The organism is Sphingomonas sp. CARO-RG-8B-R24-01 (genome assembly GCF_022662295.1).
In the GTDB taxonomy this organism is placed as follows: Bacteria; Pseudomonadota; Alphaproteobacteria; order Sphingomonadales; family Sphingomonadaceae; genus Sphingomonas.
Genome location: NZ_JAKNQI010000006.1, coordinates 195,438 through 216,461, shown reverse-complemented (window position 1 = coordinate 216,461; position 21,024 = coordinate 195,438). Strand labels below are relative to the sequence as shown.

19 protein-coding genes are annotated in these 21,024 nt (G+C 67.3%); 9 read left to right on the top strand and 10 right to left on the bottom strand.

Translation table 11 applies throughout. The features are described 5' to 3' along the window. Nucleotides 1-55: 55 nt before the first annotated feature. The 4 genes from L8G49_RS13435 to L8G49_RS13420 all read left to right on the top strand — a co-directional run bounded on the left by L8G49_RS13435 (nucleotide 56) and on the right by L8G49_RS13420 (nucleotide 5,945). A complete protein-coding gene (locus L8G49_RS13435) occupies nucleotides 56-2,314 on the top strand; it encodes an NADP-dependent malic enzyme (RefSeq protein ID WP_242138543.1) in 2,259 nt (752 codons plus the stop codon). Nucleotides 2,315-2,556: 242 nt separating this feature from the next. Then, nucleotides 2,557-3,747: an NF038122 family metalloprotease gene (locus L8G49_RS13430; protein ID WP_242186323.1), complete on the top strand. Its 1,191-nt coding sequence runs from the start codon at nucleotides 2,557-2,559 to the stop codon at nucleotides 3,745-3,747. Between the two features lie 218 nt (nucleotides 3,748-3,965). Continuing rightward, entirely contained in the window at nucleotides 3,966-5,252 is a 1,287-nt protein-coding gene (locus L8G49_RS13425; RefSeq protein WP_242138545.1) for a glycoside hydrolase family 130 protein, read from the top strand. 66 nt (nucleotides 5,253-5,318) lie between these two features. After that, nucleotides 5,319-5,945: a TIGR02281 family clan AA aspartic protease gene (locus tag L8G49_RS13420; RefSeq protein WP_242186322.1), complete on the top strand. Its 627-nt coding sequence runs from the start codon at nucleotides 5,319-5,321 to the stop codon at nucleotides 5,943-5,945. A gap of 104 nt (nucleotides 5,946-6,049) precedes the next feature. On the opposite strand, the gene L8G49_RS13415 is transcribed toward L8G49_RS13420, so the two are convergent. Together L8G49_RS13415 and L8G49_RS13410 are read right to left on the bottom strand one after the other, a co-directional pair. After that, entirely contained in the window at nucleotides 6,050-6,838 is a 789-nt protein-coding gene (locus tag L8G49_RS13415) for an SDR family oxidoreductase (protein ID WP_242138547.1), read from the bottom strand. A gap of 143 nt (nucleotides 6,839-6,981) precedes the next feature. Beyond that, nucleotides 6,982-8,127: an acyl-CoA dehydrogenase family protein gene (locus L8G49_RS13410; protein WP_242186320.1), complete on the bottom strand. Its 1,146-nt coding sequence runs from the start codon at nucleotides 8,125-8,127 to the stop codon at nucleotides 6,982-6,984. A 156-nt stretch (nucleotides 8,128-8,283) separates the two neighbouring features. Here L8G49_RS13410 and L8G49_RS13405 point away from each other — a divergent pair, with 156 nt between their 5' ends. Continuing rightward, a complete protein-coding gene (locus L8G49_RS13405; RefSeq protein WP_242186318.1) occupies nucleotides 8,284-9,117 on the top strand; it encodes an SDR family NAD(P)-dependent oxidoreductase in 834 nt (277 codons plus the stop codon). Further along, nucleotides 9,114-10,544 carry an MFS transporter gene (locus tag L8G49_RS13400; RefSeq protein WP_242186317.1) on the top strand — a complete coding sequence of 477 codons (1,431 nt, stop codon included), beginning with the start codon at nucleotides 9,114-9,116 and terminating at the stop codon, nucleotides 10,542-10,544. Before L8G49_RS13405 ends, L8G49_RS13400 begins: the two co-directional genes overlap by 4 nt. Nucleotides 10,545-10,707: 163 nt before the next feature. On the opposite strand, the gene L8G49_RS13395 is transcribed toward L8G49_RS13400, so the two are convergent. Then, nucleotides 10,708-11,160: a hypothetical protein gene (locus tag L8G49_RS13395; protein ID WP_242186315.1), complete on the bottom strand. Its 453-nt coding sequence runs from the start codon at nucleotides 11,158-11,160 to the stop codon at nucleotides 10,708-10,710. Between the two features lie 213 nt (nucleotides 11,161-11,373). Here L8G49_RS13395 and L8G49_RS13390 point away from each other — a divergent pair, with 213 nt between their 5' ends. Then, on the top strand, nucleotides 11,374-11,925 hold the full coding sequence (locus tag L8G49_RS13390) for a CHAP domain-containing protein (protein WP_242186313.1): 552 nt from the start codon (nucleotides 11,374-11,376) through the stop codon (nucleotides 11,923-11,925). 135 nt (nucleotides 11,926-12,060) lie between these two features. Here the strand turns inward: L8G49_RS13390 and msrB are convergent, their stop codons facing one another. The 4 genes from msrB to L8G49_RS13370 form a co-directional block, all read right to left on the bottom strand. Then, the gene (msrB, locus tag L8G49_RS13385) at nucleotides 12,061-12,552 is read right to left on the bottom strand and encodes a peptide-methionine (R)-S-oxide reductase MsrB (RefSeq protein ID WP_242186312.1); all 492 of its coding nucleotides are present in this window, start codon (nucleotides 12,550-12,552) and stop codon (nucleotides 12,061-12,063) included. Between the two features lie 100 nt (nucleotides 12,553-12,652). Further along, a complete protein-coding gene (locus L8G49_RS13380) occupies nucleotides 12,653-13,900 on the bottom strand; it encodes a cytochrome P450 (protein WP_242186309.1) in 1,248 nt (415 codons plus the stop codon). A 29-nt stretch (nucleotides 13,901-13,929) separates the two neighbouring features. Then, nucleotides 13,930-15,189 (bottom strand): ABC transporter permease, encoded by a 1,260-nt coding sequence (locus tag L8G49_RS13375; RefSeq protein ID WP_242186307.1) that lies wholly within the window; start codon nucleotides 15,187-15,189, stop codon nucleotides 13,930-13,932. Next, nucleotides 15,186-16,124, bottom strand: coding sequence for an ATP-binding cassette domain-containing protein (locus L8G49_RS13370; RefSeq protein WP_242186392.1), 939 nt, complete (start codon nucleotides 16,122-16,124; stop codon nucleotides 15,186-15,188). Before L8G49_RS13370 ends, L8G49_RS13375 begins: the two co-directional genes overlap by 4 nt. A gap of 36 nt (nucleotides 16,125-16,160) precedes the next feature. Here L8G49_RS13370 and queG point away from each other — a divergent pair, with 36 nt between their 5' ends. Further along, the gene (gene queG, locus L8G49_RS13365) at nucleotides 16,161-17,426 is read left to right on the top strand and encodes a tRNA epoxyqueuosine(34) reductase QueG (protein WP_242186305.1); all 1,266 of its coding nucleotides are present in this window, start codon (nucleotides 16,161-16,163) and stop codon (nucleotides 17,424-17,426) included. A 176-nt stretch (nucleotides 17,427-17,602) separates the two neighbouring features. On the opposite strand, the gene L8G49_RS13360 is transcribed toward queG, so the two are convergent. Continuing rightward, nucleotides 17,603-17,968 carry a hypothetical protein gene (locus L8G49_RS13360; protein ID WP_242186304.1) on the bottom strand — a complete coding sequence of 122 codons (366 nt, stop codon included), beginning with the start codon at nucleotides 17,966-17,968 and terminating at the stop codon, nucleotides 17,603-17,605. After that, the gene (locus L8G49_RS13355; RefSeq protein ID WP_242138558.1) at nucleotides 17,965-18,645 is read right to left on the bottom strand and encodes an EI24 domain-containing protein; all 681 of its coding nucleotides are present in this window, start codon (nucleotides 18,643-18,645) and stop codon (nucleotides 17,965-17,967) included. The genes L8G49_RS13360 and L8G49_RS13355 overlap by 4 nt, the downstream gene beginning before the upstream one ends. Nucleotides 18,646-18,836: 191 nt before the next feature. Here L8G49_RS13355 and L8G49_RS13350 point away from each other — a divergent pair, with 191 nt between their 5' ends. After that, nucleotides 18,837-19,835, top strand: a complete 999-nt coding sequence (locus L8G49_RS13350; RefSeq protein ID WP_242186302.1) for an adenosine kinase — start codon at nucleotides 18,837-18,839, stop codon at nucleotides 19,833-19,835. A gap of 120 nt (nucleotides 19,836-19,955) precedes the next feature. Here the strand turns inward: L8G49_RS13350 and L8G49_RS13345 are convergent, their stop codons facing one another. Then, entirely contained in the window at nucleotides 19,956-20,996 is a 1,041-nt protein-coding gene (locus L8G49_RS13345) for a glycosyltransferase (RefSeq protein ID WP_242186301.1), read from the bottom strand. Nucleotides 20,997-21,024 lie beyond the last annotated feature (28 nt).

Below are 21,024 nucleotides of genomic sequence, written 5' to 3'. Positions count from 1 at the left end.
GTTCCCATCCAGCCAAAGTCTGCTTAAGGCTGCCCCAATCAGGAGTGCGTCCCCCATGTCCGAAGAATCGAACGTCCAGTTTTCCGAGCGCGAAGCGCTGTTGTTCCACTCGGAGGGACGCCCCGGCAAGATCGAGATCATCGCCTCCAAGCCGATGGCGACGCAGCGCGACCTCGCGCTCGCCTATTCGCCCGGCGTCGCGGTTCCCGTTCTGGCGATCGCCGCCGATCCGAGCCTTGCGTACGACTATACCGCCAAGGGCAACCTCGTCGCGGTCATCTCCAATGGCACCGCGATCCTCGGGCTGGGCAATCTCGGCGCGCTCGCGTCCAAGCCGGTGATGGAGGGCAAGGCGGTCCTGTTCAAACGCTTCGCCGACGTCGACGCGATCGACATCGAACTCAAGACCGAGGACCCCGACCGGCTGATCGACGCGATCGAGCTGATGGAGCCGAGCTTCGGCGGCATCAACCTCGAGGACATCAAGTCGCCCGAATGCTTCATCATCGAGCAGACGCTGCGCGCCAGGATGAACATCCCGGTGTTCCATGACGACCAGCACGGCACCGCGATCATCTGCGCGGCGGGCCTGATCAACGCGCTGTTCCTTACCGGCCGCGACATCAAGACCACCAAGGTCGTGATGAACGGCGCGGGCGCGGCGGCGATCGCCTGCGCCGAGCTGATCAAGACGATGGGCCTGCCGAGCGACCATCTGACGATGATCGACCTGGGCGGGGTGATCTACCAGGGCCGCGCGGACATCAACCAGTGGCAGTCGGCGCACGCCGTCAACACGACCAAGCGGACCCGCGCCGAGGCGCTCGACGGCGCCGACGTGTTCATCGGCGTGTCGGCGGCGGGCGCGCTGCCCGCGCACGAACTGATGAAGATGGCGCCCAAACCGATCATCTTCGCGATGGCCAATCCCGATCCCGAGATCACCCCGCCCGAAGCCAAGGCGGCGCGACCCGATGCCATCATCGCGACCGGGCGTTCGGACTTCCCCAATCAGGTCAACAATGTCCTGTGCTTCCCGTTCATCTTCCGCGGCGCGCTCGACGTGCGCGCGACGACGATCAACGACGAGATGAAGCTCGCTGCCGCGCGCGCGCTCGCCGCACTCGCGCGCCAGCAGGTGCCCGAGGAAGTCGCGGTCGCGTACGGCGTGCACCACACCTTCGGCCCCGAATATATCATCCCGACGCCGTTCGATCCGCGGCTGATGGAGATCATCCCCGTCGCGGTCGCCAAGGCGGCGATGGATTCGGGCGTGGCGACCAAGCCGATCCTCGACCTCGAAGCGTATCGCGACAAACTGCGGGCGCGGCTCAACCCGACGACGTCGGTTCTGACGCTCGCCTATGAGGGCGCCAAGGCGCATCCCAAGCGCGTGCTGTTCGCCGAAGGCGAAGAGGAAGTCGTGCTCCGCGCGGCGATCGCGTTCAAGGATGGCGGCTATGGCACGCCGGTGCTGGTCGGGCGCGACGACGTGCCGGACCGGCTGCGCTCGCTCGGCGTCGCCGATCCCGACAGCTACGAGCTTCACAACAGCCGCAATTCGCCGCTCGTGCCGCGGATGGTCGATTTCCTGTACAACCGGCTCCAGCGGCGCGGCTATCTGCGGCGCGATTGCGAGCGGATGATCAACCAGGATCGCAACATCTTCGGCGCGGTGCTGCTCCAGCTCGGCGAGGCGGATGCGATGATCACCGGCATCACCCGCACCTATGCGCACACGATGCGCGAAGTCCGCCGCGTGATCGATCCGGCCGAGGGGCAGATTCCGTTCGGCATCCATCTGATGGTCGGGCAGAGCCACACCGTCTTCATGGCGGACACGACGATCAACGAGCGTCCGTCGGCCGAGGAACTCGCCGACATTGCCGAGCAGACTGCGCTGGTCGCACGCCGCATGGGCCATGAGCCGCGCGTCGCGTTCCTCAGCTATTCGACCTTCGGCAATCCGGAGGGCAATTGGCTCGAGAATATCCGCGCCGCGGTCGGCGTGCTCGACTCGCGTCAGGTCGGGTTCGAATATGAGGGCGAAATGGCCCCCGACGTGGCGCTCAACCCCAAGCAGCTCGCGAACTACCCGTTCGCGCGGCTGTCGGGGCCGGCCAACGTGCTGATCATGCCGGGGCTGCAGTCGGCCAATATCTCGGCCAAGCTGTTGCGCGAGCTCGGCGGTGATGCGGTGATCGGTCCGATGCTGGTGGGCATGGAGAAATCGGTCCAGATCGCGCCGATGACCTCGACCGCGAGCGAGCTCGTGACGCTCGCGGTGCTGGCGGCAGGCGGGATCGCGCGCTGAGCCAGCAGGCCGGGTTTCCCGGCGTGGCTCGAAACGCGCCGCGACGACAGGCTGCCGGGCGCGTCCCGGCAGCGGTTGCGCCGGGCCGGGCAGGACTCGGCCATCCAGCGTGACAGCCTGGTCCGTCGCACACCCTGTTTGATGTATAGAACATACATCCTTTGCTTGACGAATTGTTAAGACATGCCACTCTCCCCAATACGGTAAGAATTTTCTGCAAACATGGCCGGGGGGCGAAGTGTATGAAGAAGAAAATCGCGCTGTTCTGCGGAGTTGCGTTCTTTGCGACGGCGAACGGGAATGCATCCACGATCAACCTCGTCGATCAGGGCGGGGTGACCGGGTCTCCGGCGGCGCTGGGATTTGCCGTTGCCGCGGACTATTGGTCGAAGATGTTCACCAATACTGCGGTGATCAATCTCGACGTAAAGTTCGGCCCGCTGGGGCCGGGGATCATCGGATCGACCAGCAGTCGGGCGGTGGACTATACGGTGCAGAACTGGGAAAACGGGGTGCTCGCGACCAAGAGCAATTCCGCGATCGACGGCAATATCGTCCTGCCGATGTTGAAGGGGGGCGCTGCGACCTTTATTACCAACGGGGTCGATGCCACCGGCACGCAGAATGTCGGGGATGCCTATCAATACGTCACCGCCGGCCAGGTCTCGAGCACGGATTTGTCCCTGAACTCGTCGGTGGTCAAGGCGATCGGCGGCACCGTGGACACGCCGGGCGAAGCCGACGGCAGCGTGACCTTCAGCAGCAGCTTCGGGTTCGATTTCGATCCACGCGATGGCATCTCCGCCAACACCATCGACTTCATCGGCGTTGCGATCCACGAGATCGGCCATGCGCTCGGCTTTGTCTCGGGTGTGGACTATCCTGACGTTTATGGCTCCCCCAACGGTCCTGGAGCCGGGGTGGTACCGTTCGATATCAATGACACGGCGTTGTTCAGCGCGCTCGACATGTTCCGATACAGCCGCGACCCGAACGGGTTGGTGCCCGGCAACGATCCCGTGCTCGACCTGACCGTCGGGGGCACGCCCTATTTCTCGGTCGACGGCGGGGCAACCGCGTTGTTCGGCAACAGCTTTGCGACCGGCCTCTACAATGGAGACGGCGACCAGGCGTCGCACTGGAAGGACACCGCGGAATGTGCGGTCGGCAACGGCATCATGGATCCGACCTTCTGCTATTCGCAGACCGGTGCGGTGACCGGCCTCGACCTGGCCGCGTTCGACGCCATTGGCTGGAACCTCAGCGTCGATGCGCTGACCTATTCGACCGAGACGACGGGGCAAATCTATCAGAGCTATCTCGACACATTGGCGGTGCCCGAGCCGGCGACGTGGACCATGATGGTGGTGGGCTTTGGCATGCTCGGCGGTGCCGCGCGCCGCAGAAGCGGCCAACGCGTCGCGACCGTCTGACGTGCAAGGCGAAACGGGTTGCGACCCGTGCTGCCGCTGGTGCGTGGTGTTTCTTCGGCCAAGCCTGTAGCACGCGCTACCGGGGGATCGGGCGGCGGGTCCGTTCGATCCGCCGGAAACGGTTTGACACAGGCAAGGTCGGATCGCGCACCGCGGCGGCGCGTTGAGCGGCGCGAGCGCGCGGCACTTCTTGCTCCGTGCTATCAGAGGGTTAGTCGATGCCAGCGCAAACACCCGTTCTTGACCATCACGATCTGATCCTCCGTCCCGACCCCGCGCGGACCGTGGTGCGGCCATTCGAACTGGAATATCCCGAGGCGTTTCGCGCCCCGGGCCATTCGCGCGTGCAGGTCATCGTCGATCGGGTGATGACGCTCGACGCCGCCGCGCTGGCGGAGGAGTTGCCGCGCATCACCGACTCGCTCGACGAGCGGCACCGCGATGTCGACACCATGCTGCTGCGTCGCTTCGACGCGATCGCGGCGAGCCTGCCGTCGATGCCCGAAACCAACGATTCGCAGCGTCGCCTGATCGGGGCCTATTTCAGCGAGGAATATTCCTACGAGGCCGCCGCGCTGTTCAACCCCAGCGCAGTGCTGGTCGAGGCGGCGTCGCCGGCACCCGAACAAGGCCTGCGCTTCGTCATGTCGCTGCGCGGGATCGGCGAGGGGCACGTGTCGTCGGTGGCGTTCCGCGCCGGGCACTGGGTCCCCGGCAGCGCGCCGACGATCGAGACGCCCAGCCCGATCGCCGTTCCGCCGATCATCGAGAGCGAGAAGTCCGGCGTGGTGCACCTGCAGTGCGACGGCAGCCGTGAGGTGTCGGAGACGGTCCTGTTTCCGATCCTGCCGAGCCAGAAGCAGGGGATCGAGGACCTTCGGCTGGTGCGCTTCGTCGAGGATGACGGGACGGTGATGTACCATGGCACCTATACCGCCTTCAGCGGCGCGACGGCACGGCCCGAACTGCTGACCGGGATCGACTTCCGCAATTTCGAGATGCGCGTGCTGACCGGTGATGCGGCGGGGGCGAAGGGGATGGCGCTGTTCCCGCGGCGGATCGGCGGCAAGTTCGCGATGCTCGGGCGACAGGACAGCGAGAGCATATGGCTCCACACGTCCGACGACATCCTGCATTGGGAGGGGGGCGGCAAGATCGTCTCGCCGCGCTATCCGTGGGAATTCGTGCAGATGGGCAACTGCGGATCACCGATCGAGGTGGACGAGGGGTGGCTGGTCTTCACCCACGGTGTCGGGACGGTGCGCAACTATTGCATGGGCGCGTGCCTGCTCGACAAGGACGACCCGTCGAAGCTGCTCGCCCGCACGCCCGAGCCGATCCTCAAGCCGAGCCCGACCGAGCGGGACGGCTATGTTCCCAATGTCGTCTACAGTTGCGGCGCGATCGCCTCCGGTCGCGACGTGATGATCCCCTACGGAGTCGCCGACAATTTCACCGCCTTTGCGACGACCACGGTCGACCGCCTGCTCGCGGTGATGGAATAGCGCTCGTCGGCATGGCGCGCGCCGCCCGTCAGCCTTTCTAAAGGCGGGGCGGCGCATTATCTCGGGATGGTGAACGCAATCCCCAATCCTGGCGGCCATCTGCCACTGTACCTCCTGATCGCCGGCGTGGTCGCGGTCATGCTGCTGGCGCGGCGCGTACCGTTCATCGGGCGATTGCTGTCGTTCGCGATGACCGCCGGATCGATCGTGCTGGTACTGGTGATCCTGTCCGAGCGCGCGCAGTTCGACCCGATGTTCGCGCGCATGGCACAGCGCTTCCAACTGGGGCAGCAACAGGCGGTCGGGCGGGAAACGCATGTCCGGATGTCGCCCGACGGCCACTTCTGGGTGCGCGTCAAGATCGGCGACATGGAGAAGCGGATGCTGGTCGACAGCGGGGCGACCGTCACCGCGCTCAGCGCGGACACGGCCGCCGCCGCGGGGATTGAGCCAGGCGACGCGGTGATGCCCGTAATGATGCAGACTGCCAACGGCACGGTCGAGGCGAAGACGGCCACGGTGGCGGAGATGCGGATCGGCAACGTCGTCGCGCGCGACGTGCCGGTGGTCGTGTCACCCGCGTTCGGCGACATGAACGTGGTGGGGATGAACTTCCTGTCGCGCCTGAAATCCTGGCGGGTCGAGGATGGCGTGCTGATCCTCCAGCCGCATCATCCGCAGGGGGTGAGCTGACGCACGACCGTGCCGGTGCCCTCGTGAAAGCGCGGCGCCAGGGTTCCGCGGGGATCCGCCTGTAACCCTGGGCCCCGGCTTCCGCCCGGGATCGACGGCCCGACCTACGCGTCGATGCTCGTCCCCAGCGCGGCGTGGACCAGCCCGCCGTCAACCGTGATCGTGTCGCCGATCACATAATCCCCTGCGCGGCTCGCGAGATAGATCGCCGCGCCCGCCATGTCCTCGTCGACGCCGATGCGCTTGGCGGGGATGCTCCTGGCGATCGCCTCGCCGTGGTCGCGCGCGGCCTTGTTCATCTCGCTCGCAAACGCGCCCGGCGCGATCGACGTTACGTTGATGTGGTCGGTCACCAGCCGCGCCGCCATCCGCTTGGTAAGATAGATCAGCGCCGCCTTCGACGCCTGATAGCTGTAGGTTTCCCACGGGTTGAGCCGCTGCCCGTCGATCGAGGTGATGTTGATGACCTTGGCCGGGCGGCCTGCGCTCGCGGCGGCCTTGAGCGGTTCGTGGAGCGCCTGCGTGAGGAAGAAGGGCGACTTGACGTTGAGGTCCATCACCTTGTCCCAGCCCTTCTCCGGGAACGCCTCGAACGGCTCGCCCCAGGCGGCCCCGGCATTGTTGACGAGGATGTCGAGCCGGTCGGTATGCTCGGCCAGTTGCGCGGCGAGCGCCTTGCAGCCCGCCACGGTCGACACGTCCTGTGGCAGCGCGATGCAGTTCTCGCCCAGTTCGGCGGCGGTTTCGAAACAGACCTCGGCCTTGCGCGCCGAGATATAGACGGTTGCGCCCTGCGCGATGAAGCCCGCCGCGATCATCTTGCCGATCCCGCGCGAGCCGCCGGTGACGAGCGCGATGCGGCCGTCGAGCCGGAACAGGTTGGTCGTGTCCATTCTTCTTCCTTCTTCTCCCTCTCCCGCTTGCGGGAGAGGGGCGGGGAGAGGGGCCGTCCTGTGAACACGCCGCACTGCCCCTCTCCCGCGCGTCGCTTCGCTCGCTTGCCCTCTCCCCGCCAGCGGGGAGAGGGAGATCACGCTCATCCCCCGCGCTTGATCGTCTCGCGTGCGATGATGATCTGCTGGATCTGGCTGGTGCCCTCGTAGATGCGGAACAGCCGGACGTCGCGGTACAGCCGCTCGATCCCGTAATCCGCGATATAGCCAGCACCCCCGAAGATCTGCACCGCGCGGTCGGCGACGCGGCCGACCATCTCGCTCGCATAATATTTGGCGGCGGCGGATTCCATGACGACGTCCTTGCCCGCATCCTTGGCGGCGGCGGTTTCCAGCACCAGCGCGCGCGCGGCGAGCGCCTCGGTCTTCGAATCCGCGAGCATCCCCTGGATCAGCTGGTGGTCCGCGATCGCCTTGCCGAACTGCTTGCGGTCGGTTGAATAGGCGACGCAATCCGCGATCAGCCGCTCGGCCACGCCGACGCAGACCGCCGCAATGTGCAACCGCCCGCGATCGAGCACGCGCATCGCGATCTTGAACCCTTCGCCCTCCGCGCCGAGCCGGTTCTCGGCGGGGACGACGACGTCGTCGAAATGGACGTCGGCGACCTTGGCGCCCTTCTGCCCCATCTTCTTCTCGGGCTCGCCGATGCTGACCCCGGCCAGATCGCGCGGCACGAGGAAGGCGGACACCCCGCGCGCGCCCGGATCCTCGCCGGTCCGCGCCATCACGGTGAACAGGTCGGCCTTGTCGGCATTGGTGATGTAGCGCTTGGTCCCCGACAGGCGATACGCCTGCCCGTCGAAGGTCGCGCGCGTCTTGACCGCGCCCGAATCGCTCCCGACCTCGGGCTCGGTCAGCGCGAAGCTGGTGATGATCTCGCCGCTCGCGATCCGCGGGAGCCATGCCGCTTTCTGCTCGGACGTTCCCGCCATCACGAGGCCCTGGCTGCCGATCCCGACGTTGGTGCCGAAGGTCGAGCGGAATGCGGGCGTGGTGCGCCCGAGTTCGATCGCGACGCGCGCTTCCTCGGCCATCGTCAGCGCGAGGCCGCCATATTCCTCGGCGATCGAAAGGCCGAACAGCCCCAGCGCGCGCATTTCCTGCACGACGTCGGCAGGGATCGCGTCATCCGCCTCGACTTGCGCCTCGAGCGGGCGAAGGCGTTCGGCGACGAACCGGCGGACGGTGTCGATCAGCGCATCGAAGGTTTCGGGGTCGAGTGCCATGGATCCTCTTGCATCGTCTGAGGGCGAAGCCGTGTCCCCGCCGCGATGCCCCAAACCGTCGCGCGCTGCAAACCCGAAATTCCAAAACCATTCGTCGACAGGCGCATTGACCGGCTTAACGCCCGTACTACTATGCCCAAAAGTGTGGAGAGTAAGATGCGTTTTGCAGGCAAGCGAGCTGTCGTCACCGGCGGAGCCTCCGGCATCGGGCGCGCCACCGCGCTCCGGCTGGTGCGTGAGGGGGCCGAAGTCTGGATCGGCGATATCGACGAGGCCGGCGGCGCCGAGGTCGCGCAAACGTCGAACGGCCGGATCCATTTCCAGCGGACCGACGTGCTCCAGCCAGCCGAGATCGAGGCGCTGATGCATGCCGCCGATGCGGCCGGCGGGCTCGACGTCGTGTTCAACAATGCGGGCGCGGGCGGGTCGCGCGACTCGATCGATGCGATCTCGCCCGAGGATTGGGACCGGACGCAGGCGCTGCTGCTGCGCTCGGTCGCGCTCGGCATCCGCTACGCCGCGCCGCTGATGATCGCGCGCGGGCAGGGCGGGGCGATCGTCAACACGTCGTCGGTCGCAGCACTCCAGACCGGGGCGGCGCCGACCGCTTACTCGGTCGCCAAGGCCGGGGTGCTGCATCTCACGACGCTGGCCGCGGCGGACCTCGCGCAGTACAGGATCCGCGTGAACGCAGTGTGCCCGGGCTTCATCACGACCAACATCTTCACCTCGGCGCTCGGCATTTCAGGGGAGAAGCGCGATATGGCGAACGGCATGATCGGCCAGGCGGCGGCGCAGGCGCAGCCGTTGCAGCGCGCCGGCACGTCCGACGATATCGCCGCGGCGGTCGCCTATCTCGCGAGCGAGGATGCGTCGTTCGTCACCGGCACGCGGATCGTCGTGGACGGCGGACTGACGATCGGCCCGCGGCACAGCTGGGACCCGAAGGCGCCGTCGATGTTCGCCGCGCTGGAGGCATTCGCCTCGTGACCGCGCCGCTCGTCGTGCCCGCGGCACGACGGCTTTCGCTGCGCAGCCGCCTGTCGTTCGGCATCGGGTCGATCGCGTACGGCGTGAAGGACAATGGCTTCGCCACCTTCCTGCTGCTGTTTTACAATCAGGTGATCGGGTTGCCGGCGGGTCTGGTCGGGCTCGCGATCATGGGCGCGCTGGTGGTCGAGGCGTTCGTCGATCCGCTGGTCGGCTATCTGTCGGACCATACGCGCGGGCGCTGGGGCCGGCGGCATCCGTGGATGTATGCCTCCGCGCTGCCGGTCGCGATCGGCTGGTGGCTGTTGTGGAATCCGCCCGCGTGGTCGCAGGGTGCAATCCTGCTGTACGTGTTCGGCAGCGCGCTGCTGGTGCGGATCGCGCTGTCGATGTTCGAAATCCCGGGCGCGGCACTGGGGCCGGAGCTGAGCTCGGACTATGACGAGCGGACGCGGCTCTTCTCCTACCGTTACCTGTTCGGCTGGGGCGGCGGGCTGGCGATGCTCGCGCTGGCCTATGCGGTCTTCCTCGTGCCCGATGCGACGCATCCGGTCGGGACGCTCAACCGCGACGGGTACGCGCATATGGCGATCCTCGGGGCGCTGGTGATGGCGACGTCGATCCTCGTGTCGGCAGTCGGGTTGCATCCGGAGATCCCGCGCCTGCCGCAGGTGCCCCCGGGCGACGAGACGCCCGGCGAGCATTTCCGCGATTTCGGGCGGACCGTGTGGAACCGCGGGTTCCTGTGGCTGATGGCGGCGGGGGTGTTCGCCTATACCGCCCAGGGCATTTCGTTCGCGCTCTCGCTCTACATGTACCAGTTCGTCTGGCTGTTCGCGCAGGGTGACTACAACTGGTTGTCGGTTGCGCTGATGGCGGGTGCATTGGGCGCGTTCTTCCTGGCGCCCGGGCTGACGCGCGGCGGCGACAAGGCACGCAGCGCAATGGCGTTGTCGCTCGGGGCAGGGCTGCTGGTGAGTGCGCCCTATCTGTTGCGCATTCTCGGGCTTTTTCCGGTGCCGGGCTCGCCGCTGCTGTTGCCGGTGCTGCTGGTGATCTTCGCGGCCAATACCGCCTGCGGGGTCTCGGCGTTCATCCTGGGCGCGGCGATGCTGTCGGACGTGGTCGAGGATTCAGAGGTACGGACCGGCAAGCGCTCCGAAGGCGTGTTCTTTGCAGGCGGCTTCTTCGTGCAGAAGCTGGTCGGCGGTCTGGGGATCTTCGTCGCAGGCCGGATCCTGGCGTTTGCGGAATTCCCCGCCGGGGCGAAGCCCGGGCTGGTACCGGTGGGGACGATCGACCGGTTGACGGTGGTGTTCCTGGTGCTGGAACTGCTGTTCTATGCCCTCGCCGCCTTCTGCTACTCGCGGTTTCCGTTCGGGCGGGCCGAGCATGACGCGCGGTTGCGGTCGAGCGGGGTGGCCTAGGGCGGTTGCTGCGCACTTCCGTCGCCCCGGCGATACGGCACTTCGTCGCCGGCCGCGCCAGGGTAATGACGCGGCCCCGGCCTTCGCCGGGGTGACGCAGGGTGAGCGACCGTCGCAGGAAAACGGGACGGTCGACCCGTGCAGGGCAGCCGCACGCGCGGGATCAGCCCGCGATCGGCCGGATGAACCCGGTGAGTGCCCAGCCGGATTTGCACGGGCCGGTATAGGGGCGCGGCGCGGCGATCGGCGACCCCACGCCGCAGTCGGTTGCCGGCGCGTCGGCTGGCTGCACGACGACCCCCTGCCACCGCTGGTCGAGCGAGCGCGTACAGCGGAACACCCGCGTTCCCGGGCCAAGCCTGGCGACTTCGTCCGCTTCGGCGAAGGGCGCGGCGCGGAGCGGGAGATAGGCTTCGCCGGCGGGGGACAGGTTGACGACTTCGCCGATACCCGCGCACGCCTGGAACGCCGAACCGCCTTCGCCGATCTGCACGGCTTGGATACCCGGGGCGGGCGCGGTGGTGTTGGTGTCGTACAGCCCCGCATCGTTGCCAAAACCGCCGCCGCCCGAACAGGCGGCAAGGAGCAGGCATAACGCCGTAGCGGTTCGCTTCATGCGGTGATTCTTAGACCGGATGTCAGCGCTTGGCGAGCGCGAAGGTGCGTCTGGGCGCACGGGATACGCCCGAAACGGGCAGTCATCGCAAGCCCAACTCACTTCATCGGAAAAGGTTCCGTTCATCGGGGCGCAAGGGTTTTCAGGCGGGATCGGACCTGCTTTGACAGGATCAACGACGATCCAGACCTGTTTCCGACCTTGGGGGGTCCCATGAATTTCAAGGCTTTGACAGCGCGCTTCGCGCTGATGGTCGCGTGCGGCCTGATGACGGCGACCCCTGCGATGGCGCAGTTCTGGCAGTGCGCCCCCTATGCGCGCCAGATTTCGGGGATCGACATTCGCGGCAATGCCAACACCTGGTGGTCGCAGGCGGCCGGTCATTATGCGCGCGGTCATGCCCCCAAGGTCGGCGCGGTCCTCGCTTTCTCGGCGACGAGCCGGATGCGCATGGGCCATGTCGCGATGGTCAGCGAAGTCGTCAGCGACCGCGAAGTCCTGCTGACGCACGCCAACTGGTCGCGTCGTGGCGGTGTCGAGCGCGACGTCCGCGCGATCGACGTCTCGCCGAATGGCGACTGGAGCATGGTCAAGGTCTGGTACGGCCCGCAGGGCGACCTCGGCACCTCGGCCTATCCCACCAAGGGCTTCATCTATTCCGACCATGCCCCGGCGAATGACGCCGCTGACGATGCCGTCGATCAGGGCAGCAAGGCTCCGATGATCCTGGCATCGCTCGATACGGGCACGACGGTCAGCTTCTGAAGCGCGGTCGTCTGAGCGTCACCCCGGCGAAGGCCGGGGCCGCCATGCGGGGATCCGTAACCGAAGTCATGCTCGGCAACTGTACGGCCCCGGCCTTCGCCGGGGTGACGCGGGGTTAGCCTTGCACCGCAGGCTTTACGCCTTGCCCGGCGCGAACGTCATCCCCGCGCCGTTCATGCAGTAGCGCTTGCCGGTCGGCTTGGGGCCATCGTCGAACACATGGCCGAGATGCCCACCGCAGCGTCGGCAATGGACCTCGGTCCGCGCCATGCCGAGCGATCCGTCCGAACGGGTCCGTACCGCATTGGGCAAGGCTGCCCAGAAGCTCGGCCAGCCGGTGCCGCTGTCGAACTTGGTCTTCGATGAAAAAGCGGGCAGCGCACAGCCACCACAGGCAAACGTGCCCGCCCGATGCTCGTTGTTGAGCGGGCTGGTGAACGGCGTCTCCGTGCCTTCGCGTCGCAGGATCTGATAGGCCGCGGGCGACAGCTTCTTCTTCCACGCCGCGTCGCTGAGGTTGATCTCGAACGTTTCGGGCGGGCTGGCGGTCGCCCCCTTGCAGCCGAACAGCGCGAAGGCGGCAACGCCCGATCCGGCGAGCGTCAGGAAGTGGCGGCGATCATGCATGGGGGGTATCCTCAACGGGCAAAGGCTTACGCAGCCTCCATGTGGTAGCTACGCGGTGCTTCGCCAAGCGGATGCAGGCCGCTTTCCCCCAGGGGGCGCATCAATAACGGCTGATTTCGACCGGCAGCTTGCGATAGCCGTGGACGAAGCATGCAGCGACGCGCTCCGGCTCGCCCAGTACGTTGACGCGCATCCGGCGCTTGGCCATTTCCTCGAGCAGGATCGCCACCTGCAACTCGGCGAGCCGCGCGCCGACACAGCGATGGATGCCGTGCCCGAAGGCGAGATGCCGCCGCGCATCGGGGCGGTCGACCAGGATCCGGTCGGCATCCTCGAACACGCTCTCGTCGCGGTTGGCAGAGATGTACCACAGGATCAGCTTGTCGCCGGCAGCGATGTGCTGTCCCTCGAGCTCGCTGTCGACGGTCGCCGTCCGGCGCATGTGTGCGAGCGGGGTCTGCCACCGGATCACTTCCTGCACCGTATTGTGGATCAGCCCGGGGTCGGCCTCCAGCTTGGCGCGCGAGTCCGGGAAGCGGTCGAGGCCGTACGCCACCGCGCTCATCGTGTTGCGCGTCGTGTCGTTGCCACCGACGATCAGCAGGATCAGGTTGCCGAGGAATTCCATCTGGTCCATTTCCGCCATCGCGTCGGAATGGATCATCATCGAGATGAGGTCGGGAGTTGGTGCCTTGCCGACCTTCTGGTTCCACAGGTTCTGGAAATAGCCGCCGCATTCGTACATGTGCTGCAGCCGCTGCGCGCGGAGTTCGGCGGTTTTCACCAGCTCGATATCGCCTGCCCAGTCCGACCAGAAGGTCAGCTTGCGGCGGTCTTCCCATGGAAAGTCGAACAGGATCGCGAGCATCTGCGTGGTCAGTTCAACGGACACCCGGTCGACCCAGTCGAACGGCCGGTTCCAGTCGAGCCCGTCGAGGATCTCGGCGGTGCGCATCCGGATATTGTCGGTCATCCGCGCCATTTCGGAGGGGGTGAAGGCCGGTGCCACGGTACGGCGCTGGCCGGTGTGCTTGGGCCGGTCCATCGCGATGAACATCGGCATTTTCACGTCACCGCGATCCTCGATGAAGTCGGCGATGGTGATGCCGCCGGCCTGGCTGGAATACAGGTCGGGCAGCGATTCGACCGCAACGATCGGCTTGTACGTCGAGATCGACCAATAGGGCCCGAAGTCCGACTGCTCGACCCGGTGGACCGGGCTGGTCGCGCGGAGGGTGCGGAACGGTTCGTGCCACAGGTCGTCGCGGTAGAGTTCCGCCCTGCTGACATCGAGCGGGTCCACCGGCTCCACGAGGACGGGGTCCGACTCGATCGCTGCGGTCGCCATTGGCTCTCTCCTTCGGGGGGAGAGAACCTTTAACTGACACCCATGTCAACAGCGTTGTCGAGCGGGCGCGCGCGGCGTTTCCAGCGGAAACTGCCGCTCCCCGATTGCAGGACCCCCCGCCGGAACGCGCGCACGCCGACCGCGATGAAGATCGCGACCCACACGGCCTGCCACAGCAACGCCAGCGCATGCAGCCCGAGCCCGCCCGACTGCGCCGCGCGGCCCGCCATGTAATAGGGCGAGCTCAGCGGGAAGATCGCGGCGAAGGTGCTGATCCAGCTGTCGGGTTTGGATACCGCGACCGCGCCCAGCCCGAACATCGCGACCTGGATCAGCGTGATCGGCAGCGACAGCAACTGGATCTCGCGGACACTCGCCGCCTGCGCGCCGACCCCGAGGAACACCGCGCCGAGCAGCATGTACGCCATGGTGAAATAGGCGAAGAACAACAGGGTGAAGAGCGGCAGGCCGATCGCCGGGGTCAGGGTGGCGATGCCCGCCGCGAAATTGGCGGGCATCATCATGCTCGCCTGGCTGATCAGCGTCCCCCAGAAGACGAGGAACAGCACCGCGACCCCGAACGTGCCGAGCAGCTTGCCGAAAAAAACCGATTCGAGCGGGACCGCGGCGGCGAGCACTTCGATCACCTTGTTGCCGCGTTCCTCCGCGACACCGCTGACGACCTGTCCGGCGAGCAGCAGCGTCAGGAAGAACAGGGCGAACACCGCGAAGAAGCCGGACGCACTCGCGCCGCGCAGTGAGGGCGCATGGCGCGAGACCACCGTCTGGGTCGCGACGCTGAGCGGGGCGACCCCGCTGCGGTCCGCCCGGAGCGCCTGTTCCGCAAGCGCGGCGAGATAGTCGCCGGCGCGCGCGCTCCGGTCGGTGTGGAGGATCTGCGGCGTGGCGAGCGGGCCGTAGAGTACCGCGACGACGTCCATGCGGGGGTCGTCGAACCGCGCGCGCGCCTGCTTCGCGGGGTCGGCGGCGGGTGTCTCGGTCTGGAGCACCGGCGGGGCTTCGTCCGAAACGCGATACAGCCGCCGCAGCCGCAGATCGAGCGCGGCCATGTCGGTCCTGCGCGCCGGGTCGACGATCGCGACGATTCGCGTCTTGGCGTCCGCGCCCTTGGACGCGGCGTTCGCGCCCAGCCCGCCGATTGCGCCGAACGACCCCATCACCACCGGGGCGAGCAGAAAGATCAGGAAGGTCGGCGTAAACACCGTGGCGACGAAATCGCGCCGCGCGATCGTCCAGATCTGGCGGAGCAGGATACGAAAGCGGGTCATGCCTGTTTCTCCTGCGCGGCGTCGTCCAACGCGGCCTTGCCGACGACCTTGACGAACACGTCGTGCAGCGACGGGCGTTCGATCGACAGGCCGGAAATACCGTGTCCCGCCGCGATCAGCGTGCCCAGCACCTGTTCGACGCCTCCGTCGGGAACGGTGAAGCGCCAGCCGTCCCCGACATGCTCGGCATCGGCGGGCAGATGCGCCGCCACCGCCAAGGCATCGCGCGTCGGCGTGTAGAGCGCGCGCATCGGCAGCATCGCGCGCGCATCGGCGACCGTCCCCTCGAACCGCCGCTTGCCGCCCGCGATGATCGCGAGCCGGTCGCACAGGCGTTCGGCGTGCGCCATGACATGGGTCGAGAACAACACCGTCGCGCCGCGGTCGCGCTCGGCGAGGATCAGCGCCTCGAGCCGTTCCTGGTTGACCGGGTCGAGCCCCGAGAAGGGTTCGTCGAGCACGAGCAGGTCGGGCTGGTGTACGACCGAGCCGAGCAGCTGGACGAGTTGCGCCATGCCTTTCGACAATTTGCGGATCCGCGTGTCGGTGGCGTGGCCAAGCCCGGCCGCCTCGAGCAGCGTCACCGCGCGCTTGCGCCCGGTCTTGAGGTCGAGCCCGCGCAACGCGCCCATGAACGCGATCGCATCCTTGGCCCGCATCGCGGGATACAGCCCGCGCTCCTCGGGGAGGTAACCGACCCGGTCGCTGACGTCGCGGGGGCGGTCATGCCCGAGCAGGGTGCGATGGCCGGCGTCGGGTTCGATGATCCCGAGCAGCATGCGCAGCGTCGTCGTCTTGCCCGCGCCGTTGGGCCCGAGCACGCCGTAGATCGCGCCCTTGGGCACGCCGATGTCGACTCCGTCGACGACGCGTCGCCCGCCGAACAGTTTGACCAGCCCCGATGCGTCGACCGCGAGTTCCTGCCGCAACGCCAATTCCCCCGATAGCCGTGCCCGTGGTAGCGGGGTGCGATGCAGGAAGACAAGACACTGTTGCACCGGCTGCGCGCAAAGGCGGCGGAGCTCGGCTTCGTCGCCTGTGGCGTCGCGCGCGCCGATGCCGCGCCGCGGACCGCTGCGCGGCTGCGCGAATGGCTCGATGCCGGGATGCACGGCGGCATGATCTGGATGGAGGAGCGCGCGCACCAGCGCCAGACGCCTTCTGCGCTGTGGCCGGAGGTGCGCAGCGTGATCGCGCTGGGCATGAGCTACGCGCCGGCGACCGACCCGCTTGCGCTCGCGGGGGAAAGCGGGGTCGGGCGGATCTCGGTCTATGCGCAGGGCGGCGATTATCACGATGTGGTCAAGCGCGCGCTGAAGGCGCTGGCGCGCTGGCTGGTCGCCGAAGTGCCGGGAACCGACCTGAAGGTGTTCGTCGATACCGCGCCGGTGATGGAGAAGCCGCTCTCGGCGGCGGCGGGGCTCGGGTGGCAGGGGAAACATACCAATCTGGTCAGCCGGGAGCATGGCTCGTGGCTGTTCCTGGGGGCGATCTACACGACGCTGGAGGCGGCGGTGTTCGGGGATGTCGCGGCTGACGCGTCCGCCTCTGATGCTTCTTCTTCTAATTCTTCTCCCTTTGAGTCTTCCCCGGCGAAGGCCGGGGCCCAGTCGAGGGCCGCTGATGGCAAAGCACAGCGCCCGATTTCCACCGACGGCGCGACTGGGCCCCGGCCTTCGCCGGGGAAGCTAAAAAGGGGGGAAGACGAGGAAGAAGAAAGCCAGCTAGAATCAAGCAAGGAAGCCCGCGTCGTCGACCGCTGCGGCTCGTGCGACGCCTGCCAGCGCGCCTGCCCGACCGATGCCTTCCCGTCGCCCTATCGGCTCGATGCGCGGCGCTGCATCTCTTATCTGACGATCGAACACGCCGGGCCGATCCCGCATGAATTCCGCGCGCGCATCGGCAACCGCATCTACGGCTGCGACGACTGCCTCGCGGTCTGCCCGTGGAACAAGTTCGCCGAAACCGCCGCCGCCAACCGTGCCTTCCTGCCGCGGGCGGAACTGGTCGCCCCGGCGCTGGTGGACTTGCTGGCGCTGGACGATGCGGCGTTCCGGCAAGTGTTCGCCGGCTCGCCGATCAAGCGGATCGGGCGCAACAAGATGATGCGCAACTGCCTGATCGCGGCGGGGAACAGCGGCGATGCGGGGTTGATCGACCGGGTGCAGGCGTTGCGCGAGGATCCCGACCCGGTCGTAGCGGAAGCCGCCGACTGGGCGCTGACCAGACTAACTTAAAGCCCCTCCCCTTCAGGGGAGGGGTTGGGGGTGGGGCAGTTCAGCAAAACAAACTTCTCTGCGAGGCACAGCCCCACCCCAACCCAGCGTCGGGTCGGTCATGCCCCCGGCATGACCTGAACAGCGCGGGGCGCTGTTCACCCGACGCTCCTGAAGGGGAGGGGCTTTTAGAAGACCTACTTCCGCCGTCCGATCTGCAACGCCCCCACGCAACTGGCCCGGTCGATCGGCGAGCCATCGGTCTGGCGCGTGTCGAGATAGGTCACGACCGGCTCGCCATTTCCCTTGGGGTACAGATACGTATCGAGCACGCAGGTCGCGTTGCTGAACTGGAGTTTGCGTGCGGTGCCTTCGCGCACGTCGGCGATCGGCGCGCCGAACATGTGCGTCAGGCTCGCCGCGCTCGCACCCACGACCTGGCCGAGCCCCGTGCCCGCCGGGATCGAGATCATCGGCGCACGGGCCATCGGCGTGGTCGCGGCGGTCGAGACGCACCCCCCGAGCAGCGCGAGCAGCAGCGCGGATCCGGCCAGCTTTTTCATACAGAACGCCCTTCATGGAACAGATGCGTCGCCATCGCCGCGCCGAGGATCGGTGCGAAGAGGTTGAGCACCGGAACCATGAACAACGCGGTCCCCGCAACCCCCAGCGCGAAGCGATCGACCGCCCCGGTCTTGCGCCAGTCTCGCATCATCGCAGACGGCACGTGGCGCGCCGCCACCATCGTGCCCAAGTCGAGCCCGAGCAGCCAGCCGTTGACGAGAAAGAACAACAGCCACGTCCCGACGCCGGTCACGAGCAAGGCGACATAGACCGGCGCCAGCACGAGGTTGACGAGGATCGCGCGCCCCGCCGACCGCAGCCCGAGCCCGATGCCGCGCCCCAGCGACACGTTGCGCGCGGTGGCGAGCGCCTGCGGGTAATGCCGCGCCTCGACCGCGATCACGACGTCGTCGGCGAAGACGCCCATCACCCCGATCGCGATCACGCGGAACAGCAGCCAGCTGACCCCGAACGCGGCGAGCAACGCGATCGCGCCGAGCAGCCCGCCGGCGGTCGAATCCCATCCCCAGGTGGCGGCCAGCCGGGTCGCGCCATACCATAGCGCTGCCCCGAGGCCGGCGACCAGCAGGACCGTCACCGCCAGCGATTTGAGGAACACCGCGACGATCTTGGGATCGCCCAGCTGGCGAAGCGAGAGAAGGAAGGCACGCACCATATGCGGCGTGCCTACAGGCTGGCTGCTTCCCCGTCACCCCGGCGAGGGCCAGTGCCGCCGGGGTGCCGCGCGGAACCTTCCGTCCTGCGCGCCGGCGCAAGCCCGCATCACCCGACCGGCGGACGGATGGTTGCGCCCGCCGCACCCCCCCGGTACGGCGCGGCAACGCTATTTGAAACCGGAGATCCCTTGTGACCGAGCCCACGTACGACGTCGTCGCGATCGGCAATGCCATCGTCGACGTGCTGTCGCAGTCCGACGACGCCTTCCTCGCCGAAGCCGCGATGACCAAGGGCTCGATGCAGCTGATGTTCTCGCCGGAGGAAGCCGACGCACTCTACGCCAAGATGGGCCCGGGGATCGAGGCGAGCGGCGGCTCGGCGGCGAACACCGTCGCCGGGATCGCGGCGATGGGCGGCAAGTGCGGCTTCATCGGCCAGGTCGCGAACGACGAACTCGGCGACATCTTCGCGCACGACATCCGTGCGGTCGGGATCGATTTCACCACCGCCGCGCGCGAGGGCGACCCGACCACCGCACGCTGCCTGATCTTCGTGACGCCGGACGGCCAGCGCACGATGAACACCTTCCTCGGCGCATCGCAGTTCCTCCCCGAGGCGGCGCTCGACCGTGACCTGATCGCGAGCGCGGCGATCCTGTATCTCGAGGGCTATCTGTGGGATCCGGAAGAACCGCGCCAGGCGATGCGCGCCGCGATCGACGTCGCGCGCGCGGCGGGGCGCAAGGTCGCGTTCACGCTGAGCGACGTGTTCTGCATCTCGCGCCACGGCGGCGATTTCCGCAAGCTGATGGCGGACGGCCTGATCGACATCATGTTCGCCAACGAGGCCGAGATCACCGCGCTGATGGACACGGTGGACTTCGACGCGGCGGTGGCGGCCGCGGCGGCGGACGTGCCGATGCTGGTCGTCACGCGCAGCGAGCACGGCGCGATCGCGGTTTCCGGCGGTAAGACCGTCAGCGTCCCCGCCGAGCCGATCGACCGCGTCGTCGACACGACCGGCGCGGGCGACCTGTTCGCAGCGGGCTTCCTGCGTGGCCAGGCGCAGGGCAAGGACGTCGCGGCGTCGCTCAAGATGGGCGCGATCTGCGCGGCGGAGATCATCTCGCATTACGGCGCCCGCGCGCAGGTCGATCTCAAGGCGCTGGTGGCGTCGAAGCTGGCGTAATTTCCGCACAGTGGCGCGGGTATGGCCGCCGGACGGGTCGAGAGACAGCCGTGGTCCGGCGGCCAGCCGGCGGCCAATCGCACCCTCGCCGCCGTCGACCGGGGAGTGCTCGCCGGGCGATCACGCGGTCCGGGGCATCATCGCGATCAGCAGGTCTCGCGCGATCGAACCGAAGCGCATCCGGTTGTCGTTTGCGCCGAGATAAGCGCCGCAACAGGTTGCAAAGGCGATCTGGGCCATCGCCACGACCGGGTGCATACCGTAGGAGCGGCTGCGCGCTTCCTGCTGGCGCAGCGCGCGGCAAACGAAACGCCGCGCCGCGGCGCGATCGAACGCCGGGAAACGCGCCTCGCAGGCCGGATCCAGTTCGTCGATCACCTCGACCATGCGCCGTGTCGCTTCCAGATACGTCCTTCCCTTCGCGACGTACGTCGCGCGATCCTCGGCTTTCTCCCGCGGCTTTCCGATACCGTAGAGATTGTTCTGGTGTTGCCGATAATCGACCAGCGGCGCGTCGAGTTCGACGGTCTGGCCGAGGATCTGCGCCAGGAAGGTGACCCAGCGGTCGTGGGCGGTTGGCTGCGCTGGATCGAGATAGTTGCAAAACCGCGCGGTATCGCGCGACACGGTCAGGATGTCACGGCGGTACACCATCGTGAACCCAGCGAAGGTGCCCCACACATCGTAGCTCAGCGGCGGCCTGGTGGCATTTTGCGTGATCCCCTGGTCGAACACGCCGATGGGGACTCCGGCGGGATCGATCAGGTTGGCGCGGTGGGTGACCAGGCTGACCGCGGGATCGGCGAACGCCGCCGCGCACATGTAGAGCTTGTCGGACCGCCAGACGTCGTCCTGGTCGCAAAAGGCGATGACGTCGCCCGTCGCGGTATGCGCGGCGGCAAGGAAGTTATCGGCAAACCCCAGACCCGGCACGTTGCGGATGATGGTGACCGCAACCCGGGACTGCTGCGCAAATGCCGCGACGATGGCCATCGTCTCGTCGCTGGAATTGTCGTCGGTGATGATGATCTCGTCGGGGAGACGGGTCTGCGCGAGCAGGCTGTCCAGTTGCTCCGGCAAGAAGCGTGCGCCGTTATGGGTGGCGAGGACCACCGATATCGTCAGCGAAGCAGCGGGTGTCGGTGCAGAAGACAGGGGCATCGCTTTTCCTCGACCGTGATGCGGGTAA

Coding starts and splice junctions, on each gene's coding strand:
- L8G49_RS13345 (WP_242186301.1), bottom strand. CDS start 20,996: ATGCCCCTGTCTTCTGCACCGACACCCGCTGCTTCGCTGACGATATCG.
- msrB (WP_242186312.1), bottom strand. CDS start 12,552: ATGCATGATCGCCGCCACTTCCTGACGCTCGCCGGATCGGGCGTTGCC.
- L8G49_RS13360 (WP_242186304.1), bottom strand. CDS start 17,968: ATGAAAAAGCTGGCCGGATCCGCGCTGCTGCTCGCGCTGCTCGGGGGG.
- L8G49_RS13425 (WP_242138545.1), top strand. CDS start 3,966: ATGCCAGCGCAAACACCCGTTCTTGACCATCACGATCTGATCCTCCGT.
- L8G49_RS13410 (WP_242186320.1), bottom strand. CDS start 8,127: ATGGCACTCGACCCCGAAACCTTCGATGCGCTGATCGACACCGTCCGC.
- L8G49_RS13415 (WP_242138547.1), bottom strand. CDS start 6,838: ATGGACACGACCAACCTGTTCCGGCTCGACGGCCGCATCGCGCTCGTC.
- L8G49_RS13435 (WP_242138543.1), top strand. CDS start 56: ATGTCCGAAGAATCGAACGTCCAGTTTTCCGAGCGCGAAGCGCTGTTG.
- L8G49_RS13355 (WP_242138558.1), bottom strand. CDS start 18,645: ATGGTGCGTGCCTTCCTTCTCTCGCTTCGCCAGCTGGGCGATCCCAAG.
- L8G49_RS13375 (WP_242186307.1), bottom strand. CDS start 15,189: ATGACCCGCTTTCGTATCCTGCTCCGCCAGATCTGGACGATCGCGCGG.
- L8G49_RS13380 (WP_242186309.1), bottom strand. CDS start 13,900: ATGGCGACCGCAGCGATCGAGTCGGACCCCGTCCTCGTGGAGCCGGTG.
- queG (WP_242186305.1), top strand. CDS start 16,161: ATGCAGGAAGACAAGACACTGTTGCACCGGCTGCGCGCAAAGGCGGCG.
- L8G49_RS13390 (WP_242186313.1), top strand. CDS start 11,374: ATGAATTTCAAGGCTTTGACAGCGCGCTTCGCGCTGATGGTCGCGTGC.
- L8G49_RS13395 (WP_242186315.1), bottom strand. CDS start 11,160: ATGAAGCGAACCGCTACGGCGTTATGCCTGCTCCTTGCCGCCTGTTCG.
- L8G49_RS13405 (WP_242186318.1), top strand. CDS start 8,284: ATGCGTTTTGCAGGCAAGCGAGCTGTCGTCACCGGCGGAGCCTCCGGC.
- L8G49_RS13420 (WP_242186322.1), top strand. CDS start 5,319: ATGGTGAACGCAATCCCCAATCCTGGCGGCCATCTGCCACTGTACCTC.
- L8G49_RS13430 (WP_242186323.1), top strand. CDS start 2,557: ATGAAGAAGAAAATCGCGCTGTTCTGCGGAGTTGCGTTCTTTGCGACG.